The organism is Pseudomonas sp. YuFO8 (genome assembly GCF_035065025.1).
Taxonomy (GTDB): domain Bacteria; phylum Pseudomonadota; class Gammaproteobacteria; order Pseudomonadales; family Pseudomonadaceae; genus Aquipseudomonas; species Aquipseudomonas putida_AE.
The window spans coordinates 333,150-353,071 of the sequence record NZ_JAXDEQ010000002.1; the positions used below are offsets into that span (position 1 = coordinate 333,150).

Annotated in this window: 18 protein-coding genes, 1 pseudogene and 1 riboswitch; of the genes and pseudogenes, 9 read left to right on the plus strand and 10 right to left on the minus strand. The window is 60.1% G+C overall.

The features are described 5' to 3' along the window. Positions 1–16: 16 nt before the first annotated feature. The 7 genes from SOP95_RS03305 to mhpA form a co-directional block, all read right to left on the minus strand. On the minus strand, positions 17–1,336 hold the full coding sequence (locus SOP95_RS03305; protein WP_323606069.1) for an OmpP1/FadL family transporter: 1,320 nt from the start codon (positions 1,334–1,336) through the stop codon (positions 17–19). A gap of 148 nt (positions 1,337–1,484) precedes the next feature. Then, positions 1,485–3,377, minus strand: coding sequence for an acyl-CoA synthetase (locus SOP95_RS03310; RefSeq protein WP_323606070.1), 1,893 nt, complete (start codon positions 3,375–3,377; stop codon positions 1,485–1,487). Beyond that, on the minus strand, positions 3,377–4,333 hold the full coding sequence (locus tag SOP95_RS03315) for a fumarylacetoacetate hydrolase family protein (RefSeq protein WP_274076266.1): 957 nt from the start codon (positions 4,331–4,333) through the stop codon (positions 3,377–3,379). The genes SOP95_RS03310 and SOP95_RS03315 overlap by 1 nt, the downstream gene beginning before the upstream one ends. A 64-nt stretch (positions 4,334–4,397) precedes the next feature. Then, on the minus strand, positions 4,398–5,489 hold the full coding sequence (locus tag SOP95_RS03320) for a VOC family protein (protein WP_274076265.1): 1,092 nt from the start codon (positions 5,487–5,489) through the stop codon (positions 4,398–4,400). Between the two features lie 88 nt (positions 5,490–5,577). Then, on the minus strand, positions 5,578–6,192 hold the full coding sequence (locus SOP95_RS03325; RefSeq protein ID WP_323606073.1) for a TetR/AcrR family transcriptional regulator: 615 nt from the start codon (positions 6,190–6,192) through the stop codon (positions 5,578–5,580). 191 nt (positions 6,193–6,383) lie between these two features. Further along, positions 6,384–7,028 (minus strand): TetR/AcrR family transcriptional regulator, encoded by a 645-nt coding sequence (locus tag SOP95_RS03330; protein WP_323606074.1) that lies wholly within the window; start codon positions 7,026–7,028, stop codon positions 6,384–6,386. Between the two features lie 2 nt (positions 7,029–7,030). Next, positions 7,031–8,689, minus strand: coding sequence for a bifunctional 3-(3-hydroxy-phenyl)propionate/3-hydroxycinnamic acid hydroxylase MhpA (gene mhpA, locus SOP95_RS03335; RefSeq protein ID WP_323606076.1), 1,659 nt, complete (start codon positions 8,687–8,689; stop codon positions 7,031–7,033). Positions 8,690–8,920: 231 nt separating this feature from the next. On the opposite strand from mhpA, the gene SOP95_RS03340 reads away from it, so the two are divergent. The 9 genes from SOP95_RS03340 (at position 8,921) to SOP95_RS03380 (ending at position 16,910) form a co-directional block, all read left to right on the plus strand. Further along, positions 8,921–10,093 (plus strand): DUF1624 domain-containing protein, encoded by a 1,173-nt coding sequence (locus SOP95_RS03340; RefSeq protein WP_323606079.1) that lies wholly within the window; start codon positions 8,921–8,923, stop codon positions 10,091–10,093. A gap of 33 nt (positions 10,094–10,126) precedes the next feature. After that, positions 10,127–10,321, plus strand: a riboswitch (cobalamin riboswitch). A gap of 138 nt (positions 10,322–10,459) precedes the next feature. Next, positions 10,460–11,473: an ABC transporter substrate-binding protein gene (locus SOP95_RS03345; protein WP_323606080.1), complete on the plus strand. Its 1,014-nt coding sequence runs from the start codon at positions 10,460–10,462 to the stop codon at positions 11,471–11,473. 8 nt (positions 11,474–11,481) lie between these two features. Next, complete coding sequence (locus tag SOP95_RS03350) at positions 11,482–12,486, plus strand: FecCD family ABC transporter permease (protein ID WP_323606114.1); 1,005 nt, start codon at positions 11,482–11,484, stop codon at positions 12,484–12,486. Further along, positions 12,483–13,274, plus strand: coding sequence for an ABC transporter ATP-binding protein (locus SOP95_RS03355; protein WP_323606083.1), 792 nt, complete (start codon positions 12,483–12,485; stop codon positions 13,272–13,274). Before SOP95_RS03350 ends, SOP95_RS03355 begins: the two co-directional genes overlap by 4 nt. 23 nt (positions 13,275–13,297) lie before the next feature. Beyond that, a complete protein-coding gene (locus SOP95_RS03360) occupies positions 13,298–14,632 on the plus strand; it encodes an OprD family porin (protein WP_323606085.1) in 1,335 nt (444 codons plus the stop codon). Positions 14,633–14,740: 108 nt separating this feature from the next. Beyond that, a complete protein-coding gene (locus SOP95_RS03365; RefSeq protein WP_323606086.1) occupies positions 14,741–15,349 on the plus strand; it encodes a trimeric intracellular cation channel family protein in 609 nt (202 codons plus the stop codon). A 73-nt stretch (positions 15,350–15,422) separates the two neighbouring features. Further along, a complete protein-coding gene (locus tag SOP95_RS03370; RefSeq protein ID WP_323606087.1) occupies positions 15,423–15,788 on the plus strand; it encodes a hypothetical protein in 366 nt (121 codons plus the stop codon). A gap of 59 nt (positions 15,789–15,847) precedes the next feature. Beyond that, positions 15,848–16,243 (plus strand): GFA family protein, encoded by a 396-nt coding sequence (locus SOP95_RS03375; protein WP_323606088.1) that lies wholly within the window; start codon positions 15,848–15,850, stop codon positions 16,241–16,243. Between the two features lie 52 nt (positions 16,244–16,295). Then, positions 16,296–16,910: a LysE family translocator gene (locus SOP95_RS03380; protein WP_323606091.1), complete on the plus strand. Its 615-nt coding sequence runs from the start codon at positions 16,296–16,298 to the stop codon at positions 16,908–16,910. Between the two features lie 52 nt (positions 16,911–16,962). Here the strand turns inward: SOP95_RS03380 and SOP95_RS03385 are convergent. The 3 genes and pseudogenes from SOP95_RS03385 to SOP95_RS03395 all read right to left on the minus strand — a co-directional run. Next, positions 16,963–17,163: pseudogene (locus SOP95_RS03385) on the minus strand (GNAT family N-acetyltransferase); the annotation flags it as partial. A gap of 151 nt (positions 17,164–17,314) precedes the next feature. Further along, complete coding sequence (locus SOP95_RS03390; RefSeq protein ID WP_323606092.1) at positions 17,315–19,216, minus strand: potassium transporter Kup; 1,902 nt, start codon at positions 19,214–19,216, stop codon at positions 17,315–17,317. Positions 19,217–19,409: 193 nt separating this feature from the next. Beyond that, a complete protein-coding gene (locus tag SOP95_RS03395; protein ID WP_274076252.1) occupies positions 19,410–19,868 on the minus strand; it encodes a winged helix-turn-helix transcriptional regulator in 459 nt (152 codons plus the stop codon). Positions 19,869–19,922: the final 54 nt, after the last annotated feature.

The following is a 19,922-nucleotide window of genomic DNA, read 5'->3' on the forward strand; positions in this document are numbered from 1 at the left end:
GCCTTCTTCTCACCGATCAGTACCGCCAGGTCGCCTGCACAGAAAGACCATTCGCACTGTTTTCATAGTTGGCGCTGTATTGCGGCTGAAGACCTGTGTTGTTCGACTGTTTCACCGAGACTTTGGAATCCCAGAGATAACCGTAGGCAAAGTCTATTGTCAGGTCGGCATTCGGCGAATAAGCACCACCCAGGGTCACGGCCTGGCGATTGCCAACCGGTATGCGCACGCTGCGATCGGCATTCCTGATGGGTGACGGATCATAGGCATAGCCTGCCCGCAGCAGCCATTGCGGGTTCAGTTGAAAGGCTGCGCCAACCGCGGAGGACCAGGTGTCGCGCCAGTTCATTTCTTCGGTTACACGTCCCAGGCCAGCCGCCTCGCCCAGGGGCGAAAGTCCACTGTTGACAGCCTCGACCTGCTGGATCCGGCTCCAGCGTTTCCAGGTAGCCCCCAGGTATCCCGTCCAGCGACTATTGAAATGATGGGTGATGGACGTATCCACCGATTCGGGCATCGTGAGGTCTATCTTGTTGTCATACTTTCCGTCCAACGGAATGGCGCTTGGGGAGCCAGACACCTCGGTATGCCCTTCAAGTGTGTAGTCCACCTTCGAGTGATAGTTGATCCCCCAACTCGTTGCCTCGGTAAAGTCGATCAGGATGCCGACGTTGTAGCCAAGCGCCGTGTCATCGCCCTTGATGGTCACCAGTGTGTCCTGGCCGTTGTTAAGGGCGCCGGTAGCCAAATAATTCTGCAGCTTTGCATTGAAGCGGTTGATCGTCGGTCCGCCACCAATGGACAGGTAATCATTGACCCGATAGGCAATGGTGGGCTGCAGGGTTATTTCCCTGGTCGTGCTATAGGAGCCATGGTAGCGACCTTGAAAAGAGCCCTCGTAATCGTTGATCAAACCACTCGGCGCATAGAGGCCCAGCCCTATCGAAAGACGATCATCAAGCGGCGTCGACATGTAGGCGAAAGGGACAACGCCCAAGGGTACCGAGTCCCCCTTGTTCGTACCCGTGGCACTGCTCTGCGCATCGCTGATGTCGTCGCTCACCGAGACGACGGCGGCGCCGCCGGAAATCTCACTGCGCTTTAACCTGGTCAAGCCTGCGGGGTTGCCAAAGATGGTGCTGGCATCCAGCGCCGAAGACGACCTTCCCGCATAAGCGGTTCCCGCACTGCTTGCGCTTTGCTCGTTCAGGGCAATGCCATTGGCGCCTGCAGTTGTTGATGCGCCAATCAGGGCTAAGGCACCGGTTAACCTGACCCAGGATGCAAACGCTTGCCAAGCAGAAAAACACGGGAGCGCAGGGTTATTCACTTTCATTGTCCACCTCTTGTTCTTTTTGTGGGTTGAATGCGGGCAAGGCTTCGCCTTCCCGTGCACTTGGCAGTGCGGGTTGGCGTTGATCGAAGTTGTGAAAATGGCCCTGGTTACCAGGGCATCAGTTTGACTTAGGGAGGCGTACTCACACTCATTCAAGCCACTCCACTTGAAAGCTGAAGCGCCCTAGAAGAAGCGCCAGGGTTTGTTGGTTGTCTCCCGCGCGGATGCAGGCGACCAACCCGCGTCGTGCATCCTGTACCACCTCTACTTCCACTCCCTGCAGACACATTCGTTGCACTTCCTGCTCGACTACCCTGGCAATCTCCCGCTGCTGCAAAGCGGGCTTGAATATCTTGCCCACGGCAGTCAGGGGCAACGCGTCGAGGATTTCAATGCGCTTGGGCACGGCGGCCCGTTCGCTGATGTTGAGATGGGCGAACGCCTCCAGTTCTTCGGCGTTGCAGCCGTGCCCGGGACGCAGTTGAACATAGGCGACCGGCACCTCGCCCGAGTAGGCATCGGGGCTGCCGATGGCAGCAGCCAAGGCGACGGCGGGATGCGCCTGCAGAGCCTCCTCGATTTGCTTGGGATCGATGTTGTGGCCGCCACGAATGATCAGCTCCTTCCTGCGTCCGGTCAGCCAGAAGTAACCCTGGGCATCCTGGCGGCCCAGATCGCCGGTATTGAGCCAGCGCTGACCGTCGATATCGATCCACAGGCCCTGGTTATGGCGCGCCTCCAGATAGCCATTGAAGAGGTTCGGGCCACTGATCGTGATCAGACCGATTTCATCCACATCGGCATCGCGCAGGTACTCCCCGCAATCATCGAGCACGACCGCGCGCATAGGCTGGTAGGCGATCCGCATGCCGATGGAGCCGATACGGCGCTCGCCATGGGGCGGATTGATCGAGGAAACGCAGGTGCCCTCGGTAAGACCGTAACCTTCAAGGATCCTTACCCCTGTGCTGCGCTCGAATTCGCGCAAGAGCTCGGCTGGCATTGGCGCGGCACCACATATGGCAAAGCGCAGGCTGGACAGGTCGCGGCCCTGCCATTCATGTTGCAGCAGTGCTGCATAAACAGTCGGCACGCCGGAAAAGAGGTTGATACCGAAGTGCTCGACCATCTCCCAGAATCGTGGGATGACTCCCTCGCCACGGTACCCATGGGGCGTGCCGAGGATCACATGGTCGCCTTGGGTCCAGGGCATCAGCCCGGTCACCAGTTGGCCATTGACATGGAACAGCGGCAGGCCACAAAAGATGACCTGGCCACCACTGCGTGGCTGCAAATGAGCAGACACAGACCATGCGTTGAATACTTCCGAACCATGGGTACGCGCGGCGATCTTGGGCAGCCCGGTGGTGCCGCCTGTACAGATGTAGGAGGCGCATTCGTCCGGGCGAATTTGCCGACCGCTCTTGAGGTGTGTGTGCGGCTGGGCATCCATCAACGATTGCCAATCGTGGATCGCGATATCGTCTCGTTCCTGCAGTGCCGTGGCTTCGGAAGTCCCACATATTGATGCGTCGACACAGGGCTCCATGCTGACCCAGACCACGGACTTGACCGTGGGCAACTGGTCCAGCTGCGAAGCCAGCTTGGGCCACAGATCACTGCCCGCCGTCGGCGCGAGTGTCACCACCACGGATGCCTTCGCTGCATTCAGCAAGTCAGCCATCTGCCTGGCCTCAAGCAGCGGATTGATCGCCATGACGATGCCTGCGGCCTCCCCGCCCCAGATCGTGAAATGGGTTTGCGGCAGGTTGGGCAAGATAAAGGCAATCACCTCACCCGGTCTAATGCCCAGGTCATGGAAGGCATTGGCCGCGCGGGTGATATCGGCGAACAGCTGGGAGTAGTTCCACTCCAGGGTGTGTTTGAAATGGGCGGCATCGGCGAAGAAGCTCAGCGCCGGTGCCTGCGGGGTGCGCTCGGCCGCCTGGCGTAGTGCTTCATACGTGCTGGAGGACAGACCTCGCTCCGTCAAGGGGACTCGCTCGAGACTTTCGATGTCGTTCAGGGTCTGCATCACCATCAGGCTTGCTCCACGACACGGTTGCGCTGCACACCGAGGTCGATCACGCCATCGGCGCTGCGAATACGCGCCTCGACCACGTCACCGGGCTTGAGATATTGCGTGCGGCCCTCCTGCGCCTTGAGAAACAGTTTCCACTTGGTAGCTTCCGGCAGCAGCGCCGCGATGCGCTGTTTGGCAGGCGAAGGAATCGTCAGCGCACAGCCGGCAGGCGTACCGGTGGCAATCAGGTCGCCGACGGCGAGATCTTGCACTTCGGAAAGTTCGGTAAGGGTTTCGGCGGGACCGTAAACCAGGTTGGCCGTGCTGTCGCTCTGTCGCAGCTGGTCGTTGACGGTCAGGCGCAGCTGCAGTGCCTTGAGGTAATGCATGTCCCTGGCACCCAGCAGGCAGAGGTAAGGACCAACCGGGCCGAACGTGCGGAAGCTCTTGCCCTTGTAGAACTGCATCTGGGGAATCTGGATGTCGCGGGCCGAGTAGTCATTGACGATGACGACGCCGGCAATGAACTCATGCAGATTGGCGTCGGTGACAGAAACAGCCCCGCTGATCGCGCGCTTCATCACCAGCCCCAGTTCGATCTCGTAGTCGAGGAAGCGCACGGTGCGCGGCTTGATCAGGTCGCTGTCAGCTGCCACCAGGCAACTGGTCGCCTTGGTGAAGATCATGTTGAATTTCTTCGCGTCCGGGTCCATGCCCGACTCGATCATGTGCTGACGGTAGTTGGCACCCTGGCAGACGAACTGCTGGTTACGGGTCACCGGCGACAGCAGTTTCACTTCTTCCTGCGCAAGCTCCGGGCCTTCGAGTTGAGCGAGGTCGTCGATACTGTTCTGGGCAATGAAGTCACCGGTGGTTTCGAAAACACCGGGGACAACCGTGATACGGCCCTGGCGAAGCACGCCCCAGTGGATACCGTTCTGAAATTCAAAGCGGACTACGTGTACAGCAGACATTGAAGGTACTCCTGGAGCAGGCTTGGTGGTGTTGTTCTGTGGGGGGACCGTCATGGCGGTGGCGCTACCCGAACATCCGCATGAGGGTTATCAACTTGCGAATGGACAAGTCCGGGCTGCGTCGCAAGTTGCGGATCAGCGCCAGCAGATGGGTGAAGCTCAGTCTGGGTTTGGTAAAACTCCTGGGCATGCGCTGCCCCCACTGCGCCATGGCTTCGGGGCTTACAGGGTGAATGCCGATAGGGTGTGCGGCCGTGAAGATGTCCCCGTCGCAGTAATGCTCGTGCTTGTCACCCCAGGGGTCTTGCCAGTAATCGAAGATCTGACTGCCCAGAATGTGTCGACCGATGCCCCAGGAGTGCTTCCAGCCGCGCTCGCGCAGGACGCGCTGGCCCATGCCCACAGCGTCTGCATCGACGACCTCGAAGGCGCTATGGCTGTAGGCAGCCATGAACCCCTGCGCTATCGCGAGCGTATGGTGCGCCGTTGGCGTTCCACCCAGGTCAAGGCGCATGAAGGTGACGATGGGGGTGCCATCGGGGAGCGTCTGCACATCGCTGGGAATGAAGCCGAAATGCCGCGTGTACCAGGCACAGGTCGCCTGGTAGTCGGCCACTTCAATCACGATGTGGCCAAGCTTGAGGACATCGGGCGGCGCAACGGGCGGGCGTTGCGTGGCATTGATACGCGGTTGCTCGTGCGCCAGGTTCCAGCGCAGAGGCGCTCTGTGATCCAGCGCTTTGCCTGGAGACTGCTCGCAAACCGCTTCCACCATGAAGCCGGAAGGATCGGTCAGTCTGACGTAACAGCCTTTGCCAGGATGTTCCGACTTCTGCACCGGTGACGCACCCGGGATTCGAGAGAGTTTTTCCAGATCGCCGATGGACTGGACCGCCAGGCCGAACCCGACAAAACGCGAACGTTCGGCACGCTCGACACGGTAACAGTACGAAGTGGCATCGGTGGCGCGCAGATAGAGCGTATCGGCGTCCTGGCGACTGACCTTCAGGCCGAAGTCGGTGAGGAAACCCGCAGCCTCATTCAAGTCCGGCCTTTGAAAGATCAGATGCGTCAGGTCCCGGGCCTTCACCGTCGGCTGCGGATGCCGGGCGGGTTGTTGTGTCGTCAACCGGTGCAATGGTTTTTTGTCGTTCATTGTTGTTGTTTTCCGGGTTTTTAGGGCGAAGCAGTCCCGACCCCCTGTAAAAACAGGGGTTTTGTCTGGTTGAGTCAGTGAGGGGGCGTCAGTCGAGAGGCGGCAGTGCCGGCAGCTCCAGAGTCGCCAGCACACGCGCCTCCTCGGGTGGTACCCCCAAGGCGCGCAGCACCAGCTCGGCGGTGTCGGAACCCGATTCGCGCCAGGTCCGGTGACCCTCCAGCACGAGGAAAATCGAACCCAGGACGCTGCTCGATATCAGGGTCAGCACTGAGAGCAATTGCTCCTGCGCAAACCTGTAGCGCCCGCTGGAAAGCCCGCTGAGAAGATCCGTGGTCGCCTGGCTGCTGAACATTTCGCGCAACGCAGAATTGCTCATGGCGAACTTGTGGATGAATGCGCCCCATTGGGAGTCTTCGTGGGCTCGGCGAATGAACAGGCGAATGCCATTGGCCAGGCGCTGGGCGGGATCGGACACTGAGTCGAAGCTCTTGTTGACGCGCTCATGCATCTCCTTCGCAAGCTGGCTGGCGACCGCCTCGAACAGGCCTTCCATGCTGTCGATGTTGCTGTAGACCGTTCCGCGCGCCACGCCGGCCGCTTGTGCGAGGTCGAGGATATTGACGTTTGAGGTGCCTCTTTCAGCGAACAGGCGAAAGGCGGCTTGATGAATGCGGCGCTGTGTTGGATTCAGGGATTGCACGGTTCACTCTCCAGAATTACCTTATGGAGCAATTGAACACGCGTGTTCAGTTGACGTCAACAAGGTTTTTCAATAAGTGAATTTTTCCCGACGAAAACCGGCATCCACCCTCTTATTCCACCGAGAAGGCAGGATCAATTGATGAACACACATGTTCATTGCGTTAAGCGTCTTCGGCAGGAGGAGAAAGATCAGGCAGGTAGCGGCTTGCCCGCGATTTTCCTGGCCTTGGCAGGTGTTACACCCAAAGCCTGGAGAACCATTTCGGCGACCCGCACATCGTGTTCCGCCACTGCACGTCCCTCGACAACCGCGCGCATCGCCCCGGTTGTGCATGACAAGACCAGGTCCAGGGCGATCCCTTCGTCCGCGTAGGCAAAAGTGCCCGCAAGCAGCCCCTCACGCAGATCGCCCAGCACATGGGCCGCCAGGCGCGAGCGCATGGCCTGGTCGAAATGGATGATGCGCAGCAGCGCATTCGCCCATGGGTGGTCGGCGGCGGCCCGACAGACGAACAGGCGAACGCCAATCGACAGCCGCTGCGCACCGCACTGCACGTCGGCGTTCAAGACGGAAATGGCGTCGGAGAACTCGGCGGCCATGGCGATGCCCACCGCCTCCAATACTTCGTCGCGAGTGCGAAAATAGTTGTAGATGGTGCCGTTGGAGACGTCTGCCTCCGCGGCCACTTCGAGCAGTGCGATCTCCCCCACCTCCTTGCGTGCGACAAGACGCAATGCCGCGTCCACCAGGCCGCGCCGGGTGCGCTCACGCTTCTTGTGGCCTCGCGTGAGAGGTGGTGGCGCAGTCGCTTCTACAGGAATGGGGGAATGCATGATCAAGCTCGTAATCGGGTGGGCTCGTCGATGGTAACGGAAATGCCGTCAAGGGTGACATCTTCGCTAGCCAGCAGGCCCTTGCAGTCTAGAAGCAGACGGCTTGCCTGCGCGCCAGGGACCTGGTGCATGATGATACGGTCAGGACGAACCGCAACGAGCGTCCCCTTGGCAGCCAGCGGCAGGATCTCATGGTTCATGTCTTCGATGAAATCACAGCTGCCGCCGTTACGTTGGCCTCGAGTCCTGACTTCCAGGAAGTGACCGCCCATTTTTTCCCATGAAACAATCTGCTCGGTTGTCAGCAGCGACAAGGGGTCGACACCCAATCCAACCAGGGTCAGGTTGTCGCCAAGGGCATCGTCGCTGAGTTTGATCTGCCTTTGCATGGTGCGAACCCAAGCCTGGGGGAACAGGCTGCCACAGACCAACGTTTCGCCCCGACGCTGCTGCATGAACAGGCCGTGTTTGAAGGTGTTCTTCGGCTTGATGTCCAGCTGTTCAAAGTACTTTCTGGTAGCGGGCGTCAACGCCAGGGTGCGCATCAGGCCGTGAATAAGGAAAGCGGCGACCTTGTTCTTGGGCATCACCAGGCGGCCCATGAGCTTCGCCAGATTGATCATCGCCTGGGCGTGGGGGCGGCGCTCTTCGTCATAGGTCTCGAGTATTACAGGCGCGGCATGACCGCGAAGGACCCAGGCCAGTTTCCAGGCAAGGTTGGCACCGTCTCGAAGGCCCGCGACCAGACCTTGCCCGACAAAAGGCGGTGTGATGTGCGCCGCGTCGCCTACGAGGAAAGTGCGGCCCTTGCTGAACCTGTTGCAGCAACGGGCGTGGAACCGATACACCGCCTTGCGCTCGATTTGCAGCGCCTGCGGGTTGATCCATGGCGCGATCAGCCGGGCGATGCTTTCCGGGTTTTCCAGTTCTTCCCGGGATTCACCGGGTTGCAGCATGAACTCCCAACGCTCCCTGCCGCCGGGTGCGGGCATGTGCGGTGTCGGGCGCCGTGGATCACAGAGAAATTCAATGTGATCGATCGCTGACTGATGCCGGTTCATGACATCGACAATCAGCCAATCCTGCGCATAAGTCTGCCCCTCGAACTCCTGGCCAATCAATGCCCTGACCCTGGAGCTTGCGCCGTCCGCCCCCACCAGGTACTGGGCGCGAACTTTATGCGCCTGCCCATTCTGATCCCGCACAGTGGCAATGACGCCATCCGCCTCCTCGACCAGGCTTTCAAGTTCGAAGCCGCCCAGACTGGTCACCGACTTCAACCGCGATACCTGGCCGCGCATCGCGTGCTCGAGATCGGGTTGATAGAAGGTCACGAGTTTCGGGTGGCCGTCGATGCAGCCCTGGGTATTGGCTCGACCGAATTGCCCGAGTACCGGGGAGTGCATCCTCACTTCAGGAATGACGATCTTCTCGAAAGCGTCTTCCGCCAGGCCGGCGAGCTGCAGGATGCGCAGCGCCTCGTTGTCCAGGGCAATGGCACGCGGCATCAGCAGGACCTCATGGGTCTTGTCCAGCACCAGGGTCGTTACCCCATAGCGGCCCAGCAGCGCCGCGATGGTTGCACCGACCGGGCCGTTACCGATGACCAGCACGTCGACGGTGGAAGGAAGCGATTCGCAAACTTTCTTGTTGTTGTTCATCTCGAGCCCTTGTTGTGATTGAAGTCGTGAGACGCGCAGGTCTCATCGTCAGGCAGGGTCAAGGCATGCAATATTGAGAGATATTTCAATATTGACGTAATTGTCATTTCACAAGGACCTGGCGCTGGCGTCGTGCTTTTCTTTTGCCAGGTTTTAATGTTACGTTATATCAATACCTTGGCTGCCGGTCGCATACCGACAGCGCTGTCCACTCCCTGCCTGCGACTTTCGATGACCGACCTCATACAAACCCCGCCCGTCACCCGCGCAAACCAACGCCTGATGTCCATCGACGCCCTCAGGGGATTGGTGATCATCTTCATGCTGCTGGATCACGTGCGCGAAACCTTCTTCCTGCACCGCCAGGTCACCGACCCGATGCTCATCGACAGCACTGAACCGACGTTGTTTTTCAGCCGCACGCTCGCCCACTTGTGTGCGCCGGTGTTCGTCCTGCTCACGGGCTTGTCTGCGTTTCTGTACGGTGAAAAGCATCAGGGCACGCACGCCGTGTCGACCTTCCTGTTCAAGCGTGGCCTGTTCCTGGTGGTGCTGGAGTTCACCCTGGTGAATTTCGCCTGGACCTTCCAGTTCCCGCCCACCGTGATTTACCTGCAGGTGATCTGGGCGATCGGCGTCAGCATGATTGCCCTCGCGGCACTGGTCTGGCTGCCGCGACCCATCCTCTGCGGCCTGGGGCTGGTCATAGTCGGCGGGCACAACCTGCTCGACACCCTGCACTTCCCGGTTGGTTCGGCGCTGCACATCCCTTGGGCCATTCTGCATGATCGCGGCTGGATCGAATTCTCCGACAGCCTGCGCCTGCGCACGTCCTACCCGGTGCTGCCGTGGATCGGGGTCATCGCCCTGGGTTACTGCATCGGCCCCTGGTTCGCGCGCCCCGCCTCGACCGCCCAACGTCAGCGTTATCTGTTGCTGGCGGGGGCCGGCGCACTGATCGGTTTCGTCCTCCTGCGCCTGGTGAACGGTTATGGCGAGGCACACTGGGCGGTCCATGAAAGCACCACATACACCCTCATGAGCTTCTTCAACATCACCAAATACCCACCTTCCCTACTGTTCCTGGGCCTGACGCTGGGCATTGGGCTCTTGCTGTTGCTGGGCTTCGAGCGCGCCCAACAACGCAAGTGGATCAGCACCCTGGCGGTCTTTGGCGCGGCACCGATGTTCTTCTACCTGCTCCATCTTTATGTGCTGAAAGTGCTGTACCTGGTCAGCGTGGCGTTGTTCGGTCTGAACCACGGCGACTACTTCGGGTTCGATGGCATTTGGGCCGTGTGGCTGACCGCCGTGCTGCTGGCTGCGGCGCTGTATCTGCCGGTGCGCTGGTTCGCCGCATTGAAGGCGCGTCGGCGTGATATCGGTTGGCTTAAATACTTCTGATCAGGAGATGGGTTCGCCTCGGGCGGCATGATCGACTACCATGCCGCCGCCGGTTTCCACATGGGATTAATAGGGAATCCGTGATGCTGCCAACGCATCAAACGGAACTGCCCCCGCAACTGTAGGTGCTGAGCCTGCTCCTCAATTGCCACTGGGATCGAATCCCGGGAAGGCTGGAGCAGGCGATGACGCACCAGTCAGGAGACCTGCCGGCCAAGCAACAATCACTAACCGGCGGGGTGTCCGGGGAGGACATCCTTGTGCGCGCGTCACCCAGGTGACGGGCCCTGCTCTGCCTTTCCGGCAGCGTTCGATGATGTGTTTCCAGACCCTTGCGCCGTGTACGGTTCAAATGGAGATTGCATCATGCTGCTGCCCCGCTTTGTCGCCCTCGTCACTGGCCTGGGTCTTACTTCCCTCGCCTGTGCCTCCCCTACTCATTACCCGCTTACAGTCGAGAACTGCGGCAGCACGCTGACCTTCGCCCACGCCCCTGCCCGGGCGGTGACCATCGGCCAGGCCGGCACCGAGATGCTCTTCGCCCTGGGATTGGGCGACAAACTGGTCGGTACTTCGCTGTGGTTCAATGATGTGCTGGCTCAGTACAAGGCGCAGAACGACAGGATCGAACGCCTGGCCGATAACGAGCCGAGTTTCGAATCGGTGATCGGCAAGCGCCCGGGGCTGGTCGCCGTGGAGCTTGAGTGGATGGTCGGCCCGCAAGGCGCAGTCGGTACTCGCGAGCAGTTTCACGAGCTGCAGATTCCCACCTACCTGATGCCCTCGGACTGCGAGTCCAAGGACAACCTGGTCGGGGCCGACGGCACTCGCCTGCAGCCGTTTCGGATTGAAAGCATTTACAAAAGCGTCACCCAACTGGCCGAGATCTTCGACGTCCAGGCCCGTGGGCAGCAGCTGAACGCGCAACTGCAGGCCAGCCTGGCCAGCTCCATGGCCCTGGTGCAAGGCAAGGACCTCAAGCACACCAGCGCGCTGGTCTGGTTCTCCAGCGCCAGCCTGGATATCGACCCCTATGTCGCCGGGCACAAGGGCATTCCCGACTTCATGCTCAACACCCTGGGCGTGCGCAATGTGGTGCAGTCCGACGAAGAGTGGCCAACGGTTGGCTGGGAAACCATCGCCAAGGCCAACCCGACGTTCCTGGTGATCGCGCGCATGGATCGCCGGCGCTTCCCCGCTGACGACTATCAAAAGAAACTGCAATTCCTGCGCAGCGATCCTGTGACCCGCAACATGGACGCGGTGAAAAACAACCGCATCATCATCCTCGACGCCATGGCCATGCAGGCCAGCCTGAGAACGTTCGACGGTCTCGAGGCGTTGGCCACCGCCATCAACGGCTACGACCTGCCGCAATGACCAGGACGTTGATTCGCACCCTGCTCGCGTTGCTGATACTGCTGCTGGCCGTGAGCGCCGGTGTGGCCATCGGTGAAACCAACATTGAACCGGCGGTGGTGTTCCAGGTGCTGGCCAACAAACTGTGGTCTGCAGGTTTTGCCGTCGATCCCATCGACGAGGGCATCGTCTGGAACTACCGCCTGACCCGCGCGCTGGTGGCGGCGGCTTGCGGTGCGGGCCTGGCGACTTGCGGGGTGATCCTGCAATCGCTGCTGCGCAACCCCTTGGCCGATCCTTACCTGCTGGGCATTTCCGCAGGGGCCTCGACGGGCGCGGTGCTGGTGGCGTTGCTGGGCTTGGGCGCCGGAGCCATTTCGATGTCGGCCGGGGCGTTTGCCGGGGCCGTTACGGCCTTTGCCGTCGTTGTCTTGCTCGGCCGGGCCAGCGGTTCGCCTGGCAGCACCTCGCAGATCATCCTGGCGGGGATCGCCGGTTCGCAGCTGTTCAATGCGCTCACGGCGTTCCTGATCACCAAGTCGGCCAGTTCCGAACAGGCCCGCGGCATCATGTTCTGGTTGCTGGGCAATCTCAGTGGCGTGCGTTGGCCTTCGGTGTGGCTGGCGGTGCCGGTTGCGCTCGCCGGCCTCGCGGTTTGCCTGTGGCACCGGCGTGCGCTGGATGCCTTCACCTTTGGCGCGGATTCTGCGGCCTCGCTCGGCATCGCAGTGCGTCCCGTGCAATTTCTGTTAATCGGTTGTGCCGCCCTGGTGACGGCGGTGATGGTGTCGATCGTCGGCTCCATCGGTTTCGTTGGATTGGTCATTCCCCACGCCGCCAGGCTGTTGCTGGGCACTGGGCATACGCGCCTGCTGCCGGCGAGTGCGCTGGGTGGCGCGGTATTCCTGATCGCCGCCGATGTGCTCTCGCGCACGCTGATCAAGGGCCAGGTGATACCGGTCGGTGTGATTACCGCATTGGTCGGCGCGCCGGTGTTCGCGCTGATCCTGGTCGGTCGGAGGAATGCCCGATGAACGCGGCTGCACCTGTTCTGCACGACCCCGTGCTGAGTTGCGCCGGTCTCGGGTTCTCGATCCGCGATGCCGAGTTGCTGCGCGACATTCACCTGGACATCCACCCCGGCGAGACCCTGGGCCTTGTGGGGCCCAACGGCTCGGGAAAATCCACGTTGCTCAAACTGCTGGCCGGCGTGCGCAGCCCCAGCCGGGGGGACATCCACCTCAACGGCCAAAACCTCAAGACCCTGTCACGGCGAACCATCGCGCAAACCCTGGCGGTGGTTGAACAGCAGGCCGACACCCTGGATGCGATCAGTGTGTTCGATGCCGTGGCCCTGGGCCGCACGCCGTGGCTGTCGGCCCTGAGTCCGTGGTCGGCTGTAGACGATGACATCGTCCATCAGGCCTTGCGCGATGTGGATGCGACTCATCTGCGGACCCGCACCTGGCGCAGCCTCTCCGGTGGCGAGCGCCAGCGCGTGCATATCGCTCGCGCCCTGGCCCAGCGCCCGCGGATCCTGCTGCTGGACGAACCGACCAATCACCTGGACATCCAGCACCAGCTGGCGATCTTGCAGGTTGTTCACGCATTGCCGGTGACCACCGTGATTGCCCTGCACGACCTCAACCAGGCACTCACCTGTGATCGTTTGGCCGTTCTGGAAAAGGGCCGCCTGGTGGCCCTGGGCAAACCGCTTGATGTGTTGACCCCACAACGCCTGCTGGACACCTTCGGCGTCCATGCGCACTACCTCATCGACCCCTTTGACGGCGCGCAGATCCTGCGCCTGCGTTCATCCTGATTTTGTTTGTGGACACCGCGAAAATGCCTACCCGATCCGCCTTTCTCCTGGCCCTGGCCAGTCCCTTCACGCTGGCTGATTCGGCGCAATCGCAAGCCAATGGCTTTGTCCAGGACAGCGCCTGGAGTGTGCTCAATCGCACGGTCTACGACCATCGCGAGTACCGTCATGGCGCCCGCAACAGCGCTGCGCGTAACGCCTACAAGCCACGTGACGAGCGTAATGGCTACGCCGAGGAATGGGGCTACGGGCTGATGGGTACGCTGCAATCGGGCTTCACCCAAGGCCTGATCGGGGTGGGTTTGGATGCCCATGCCTATCTGGGCATACAACTGGACAGCGGCGGTGGCCGCGCAGGGAAAGCGCGATTGCTTGGGCTCGACAACCAGGGGCATCCCAAGGACGAGTTCAGCCGTGGCGGTGCCGCGATAAAATTCCGCGCGTCATCGACAGTGCTGAGCTACGGCGAGCAGCGGGTGAAAACCCCGGTGTTCAGTTCATCCGACAGTCGACTGCTGCCGGAAACCGCCACCGGCCTGTTCCTCACCAGCAACGAGTTCGCGGCACTGAAGCTGGTGGCAGGACACTTCACCGAGAGTACCGATCGCAATGCCAGCAGTCATGACCAGGGCCTCGTGGTCAACTATTCCAACGCCGTGAAAGGCAAGACCTTCGATCTCGCGGGCATGGTTTTCGCACCGGCAAAGAACCTGAACCTCAGCCTCTATTCATCGCGCTACGAGGACACCTGGAACCAGCACTACCTGGGCGGCACCTTCCTCCAGCCGCTGGGTGAACAGCGCTCGTTGGCATTCAACCTCAACCTGTACCGCACCACTGATGAGGGCAAGTCGTTATCCGGCACGATCGACAATACCACCTGGAGCCTGATGTCCACTTACACCCAAGGGCCCCATGGCTTCAGCCTCGGATATCAGCAGGTCGATGGAAACACGCCGTTCGACTACGTCACCCGTGGTGCAATCTTCATCAGCAACGCCGTGCAGCTGTCGGACTTCAACGCACCCAATGAACGATCCTGGCAGGCTCGCTACGATCTGGATGCCAGCCCTTGGGGCGCGCCGGGCCTGTCCATGAGCGCCGCTTATGTACGCGGCAGCCAGATCGATGGCAGCCACGTCGACCCGCAAGGTGGTTATGCCTATCTGGGTTATGGCGAAGGCGGCAAACATTGGGAGCGCGACCTGGAGATGCGTTATGTGGTGCAAGGTGGCGCGGCGAAAGGCACCACGTTTTCGCTGAGGCACAATGTGCATCGGGGCAATACGGCCCAGGCAGAACTGGACACGGACCAGATACGCCTGGCGGTCGAATACCCGCTGACAGGCAGGTTGTGAAAAGGTCGGTTATCGTTGTGACAAGCGCAAATCCGGGCTTGCACTGAATTACACTCAGGAGGCTGTTCGCAGGCGCATTGGCCAGCCGCCACCTGAAAGGAATACCAGATGCTTTATTTCCAGCAAATGTTGGGCATTGCCGTGTTTTCCATCACCGGCGTGCTGGCAATCAAGAAAGCCGATGTGGATTTATTTGGTGCCGTAGTGCTGGGGATCATCACCGCCATTGGGGGTGGCACGATAAGGGACCTGCTGCTCGATCTGCCGATCTTCTGGATCGCCGACTTCAACTACATCTGGGTCGCCCTGTTCGCTGCGCTGTTGGCGTTCTTTTGCACGCAACGCCTGCAACGACGTTACCGTATCCTGCTGTATCTCGACGGTCTGGCAGCGGCGCTGTTCGGCTTGTCGGCCACCGAAAAAGTCCTGGCCTTGCAGCTGGCTGCCCCCCTGGCGGTGATGATGGGCGTGCTGACCAGCATCGGCGGCGGTATCGTCCGGGATGTCCTGGCTGGTCGGGTTTCGCTGCTGATGTCGCGGGAAATTTACGCCACACCCATTCTGTTGGGCTGTACCCTCTACGTGCTGTTGCGAGACGTGTTCCCGACCATCTGGGTCGCCGGCTGGATTGCCTTGATCTTCACCTTCGGCCTGCGGTTTTTGGCCATTTACAAGCATCTGCAGATGCCGGCAATCTTTTCCACCCGGCAGGGATGATTCGTCGGTAAATTACGACCAGCGATGCAGCCAACGCTGGAATGGACCCTCTCCACTACAAGGACGCGACATTATGCAAATCCCCTTTACTCAACTCAGCGAGCGCTTGCACGATCGCCGATTTACGGTAGCGGGCAACACCCACGGGCTATCCGGCGCAGGCACGGTCTTTCATTACCAGGTCGAGGGCGATGCCATTTCGGGGACTTACCAGGGCGGCAAGATCCGCATGGGCCACCAAGTCGGCCGCGTGACAGGCCCCGATACCATCGAGCTGCTGTTTCATTGCCTGACCACGGAGGGCGAGATTCTTTCCGGCTGGTCCCGTGGCACGGTGGGCGTTGATCACACGGGATATACCACGCTGGCCTTCGTATGGGGCTGGTTATCGGGTGCGACTGGAGGTGGCGAGTCGAGCTACGTCGAGCTTGCTGCGTAGCAAACCGCAAAAACGAATCACACCCTGATCTGCGCACAGTGACAAAACCGGAGGATGAAATGAAAGGAAGCTGCGCCTGTGGGGCGGTAGGTTATGAGATCGACAGCATCGATATGCCCATCAGCCATTGTCATTGCAGTACCTGTCGCAAGACCCATGCCGCCGCTTATGTTTCCACGGCAGGCGTGCTGAGAGCGCATTTCCGATGGACTCGAGGCCTGGAGGCATTGCGGGTTTTCGAGTCATCGCCCGGGAAGCTGCGACACTTCTGTTGCCACTGCGGATCGCACCTTGCCGCTGAGCGTAACGGTTCAGCCGCGATGATCGTGCGCGTAGCCACGCTGGATGAGGAGCCTGGCGCCAGGCCCGAGTTCCACATCTGGACGGAGCAGGACGTAGCGTGGCTGAATGGGAAAGGACTGCCTGAGTATTCACAATGGCAGCCCGGACGATAATGGAATGTTTGCCTGGTCATAATCACCGTCCGCGGGACTTGCGAGGAAGCACATGATCGATGGTTCTGCCGTTTTGACGGTTTTTCTGGTCTACCTGGCCGGCGTCGTTATCCCTGGACCCAATTTCGTCGCAGTGGTCCACAAAGCGGTTGCGGCTACACGGTCGCAAGCCCTGGCCTTGGTAGCAGGGATCGTGCTGGTCAACCTGTTCTGGTCCACCTGTGCCATTGCAGGTCTCGGGATTGTCTTTGCTGCGCTCCCCTGGGCTGCGCTTGTGGTGAAGGTTCTGGGGGCCGCCTACCTGATGTGGTTCGGCTTGCGCCTGCTGGTCAATGCGGGGAAGCATGCGCCTGGCCGGCCAGAGGATGCCGTCGCGGGTAGTTGCAGGCAGGCCTTTATCCACGGGGTGGTGACCAATATTGGCAACCCCAAGTCCATGGCCTTTTATGCCGCGGTTTTTTCAGCCGCCGCCCCCACCCACGTTTCGCCAGGCACCTTTGCGTCGATGCTGGCGGTTGTCGTGGTGGTGTCGATGGCCTGGTATGGCATGGTCGCCATCGCCCTTTCGCAACCCAGGATTGCTGGCGCGTATCGAGGGAGGAAGAAGGCCATCGATCGACTGTGCGGTGGGTTGATTTTGTCCCTGGGAATTCGCCAGCTGGTTTAGCAATCTGGTAATGGGTGCCGGATTTCCGTGTCACGACACATCAGCAACTGCTCAAAATGCGCTTCTCCAGACGCAATGCAGGCGCATGGTCTTCGTAGTAGTCATGAACCACAGCGAAGCGTTGGTAACCGTTACGCTCATAAAGGCTGATCGCGACGGGATTATCCGGCCGCACTTCAAGTCGCAGGTAGGCGCGGTCGTGAGCGCGCACACACGCCTCCGCCTGATCCAGGAGCTGTTTGCCAAGGCCGAGGCGGCTCGCGAGTTGCAGCAGAAATTCAACGCGGCCTATCCGCTTTTTCTCGCGGGAATGCTGGTTGCGGGGGGCCTGATGGTCGTCGCGCTCAAGCGTCTGACACGGGGCTCATCCAGCATCAATGGCCCGCATTGAACGCTCGAGATCTTTACATCTCAACCTGTGTGCCCAGCTCAATCACCCGATTCAACGGCAACTTGAAGTACTTCAGATTGCTGTTGGCGTTCTTGAGCAAAAACGCAAACAGGCTTTCTCGCCAACGGGCCATGCCGATGCGCCTGGTCGGGATCACCGTTTCCCGGCTGAGGAAATAGGTCGTGCGCATCGGGCTGAAATCCAGGTCGGTCAAGTGGCACAGACTCAAGGCCAAGGGGACATCGGGTTCCTCGATAAAACCAAAGTGCAGGCTGACCCGGAAGAACCCTTCACCATAGGCTTCAACCTCGAACCGCTGTTGCGCACTCACGCGAGGGCTGTCCTCAGACACTACGGTGAGCAGTACCACCTGCTCATGCAAAACCTGGTTATGCAGCAGGTTGTGCAACAGCGCATGAGGAACAGCATCGGTCCTGGCCGTCAGAAACACTGCCGTGCCTTGCACACGATGGGGAGGTTGCGAACGGATGCTGTCGATGAATAGCGGGAGCGGCAGTGCGGTTTCATCCAAGCGCTCGACAATGATTTTCCTGCCGCGCTTCCAGGTCGTCATCAAAATGAACAGGCCAATGCCGGCAATCACCGGGAACGCGCCGCCCTGGAAAATCTTCGGCGCATTGGCCGCGAAGTACAGGCTGTCGACCAGCAGGAAACCGAGCAGCATTGGAATGGCCAACCAGCGCGGCGTTTTCCATAGCAGCAGGACAACCGCCGAGGACAATATTGTCGTGATCAACATGGTCCCCGTCACTGCGACGCCATAGGCTGCGGCCAACGCACTGGACGACTCGAAGCCGATGACCAGCAGGACTACACCGACCATCAATGCCCAGTTGACCGTGCCGATGTAGATCTGCCCTTGCTCCTGACTGGAGGTGTGCTGGATAAACATGCGGGGGATATAACCCAGCTGGATGGCCTGGCGAGTCAGGGAGAACGCACCGGAAATCACTGCTTGAGAAGCGATGATGGTGGCCAGTGTGGAGAGCGCGACCATCGGCAGCAGGGCCCAATCCGGCGCCAGCAGATAGAACGGGTTGCGCACAGCCTCCGGGTTACCCAGGATCAAGGCGCCCTGGCCAAAGTAATTGAGCACCAAACCGGGCAGTACCAGCATGAACCAGGCGCGCGAGATCGGTTTGCGGCCAAAGTGGCCCATGTCGGCATACAGTGCTTCAGCACCAGTCAGTGCCAACACGACAGCGCCCAGAATCACCACCCCGATTCCCGGATGAACCACGAAGAACTGCACGGCCCAGGCAGGATTGAGCGCTTGCAACACTTCTGGGCGCTGCAAAATCCCATAGATCCCAAGCGCACCCAACACCACGAACCACAGCACCATGACCGGACCAAACAGGATGCCGATTCGAGCCGTGCCATGTTTTTGTATCAGGAACAGCGCCACCAGCACGATCACTGACAAGGGCACGACCCAGTGTTCGATTCCGTCAAACGCCAGCTGCAGTCCTTCAACCGCGGAGAGCACCGAAATGGCCGGGGTAATCATGCTGTCCCCGTAAAAAAGTGCCGCGCCAAACAGGCCGAGCAGCACCAGTACCTTGCTCATGTACGGATAAGGTGCTGCCGCGCGACGGGCTAACGCGGTCAACGCCATGATGCCGCCTTCGCCCTGATTGTTGGCACGCAGGATGAACAACACGTACTTGATCGAGACCACCCAAATCAGCGACCAGAAGATCAACGACAGAATGCCCAGCACTCCGTCGTGATTGACCTGGACGCCGTAGTGGCCGGAAAAGACTTCTTTGAGCGTGTAGAGGGGGCTGGTGCCAATGTCCCCATAAACCACCCCGACAGCGGCGACGAGCAAGCCGACCCCTGAGGTTCTGGATGGGGAATCTGTGTGTGCAAGGGTCACTGTTTTACTCAAGAGCCGCTTCTCTCGGATGGCGGGGGAGGAAGTTCACGTCATCCTTGGGCAATACATTGCCAGTGCCATTAAAAATGCAGATGCATGGACCGTTGAAAATCGCGGCCAGTATCGTTGCAGACTGAACCGCCTACCGTAAAAAAAGCGTAAAAATTAACCGGCGGGCGCCAAAGGTGCCGGTCTGCCCCTCAATTCACGATTCGCCATCAAGGCGCCTAACCCTGTGGCAATCAGCAGGTCCCAGCTTCTGCCCGCTTGCTGAGCGAACCTCAATCGGCATCAGCGGCTGGCCGGACCTGTTGTCCAGCAGCACGGAACGGGTCTCCTGGGGCTCGAACAGAAAACGTTCGCCCCACTGCCGCATGCTGACCACCACCGGAAAGATCTCCCGCCCTTTTTCCGTCAGCACGTACTCCTTGTAGGCACTGCCATCCGACGCCGGTCGAACGTCGAATATCCCGACCTCGACCAGCGCCTTCAATCGCGACGCCAGAATATTCTTCGCCACGCCCAGGCTCTTTTGAAATTCGCTGAACCGGCGAATATCGTCGAAAGCGTCGCGGATGATCATGAGTGACCAGCGATCGCCAATGACTTCCAGTGTTCTGGCTACCGGGCATTCGTTGCCTGGCGGTGAGGTGTCTTCGAGCATTTTGTTGACCTTGCGGAATGTGGTTGCAATTTGAAACCGAATACACCAACAATT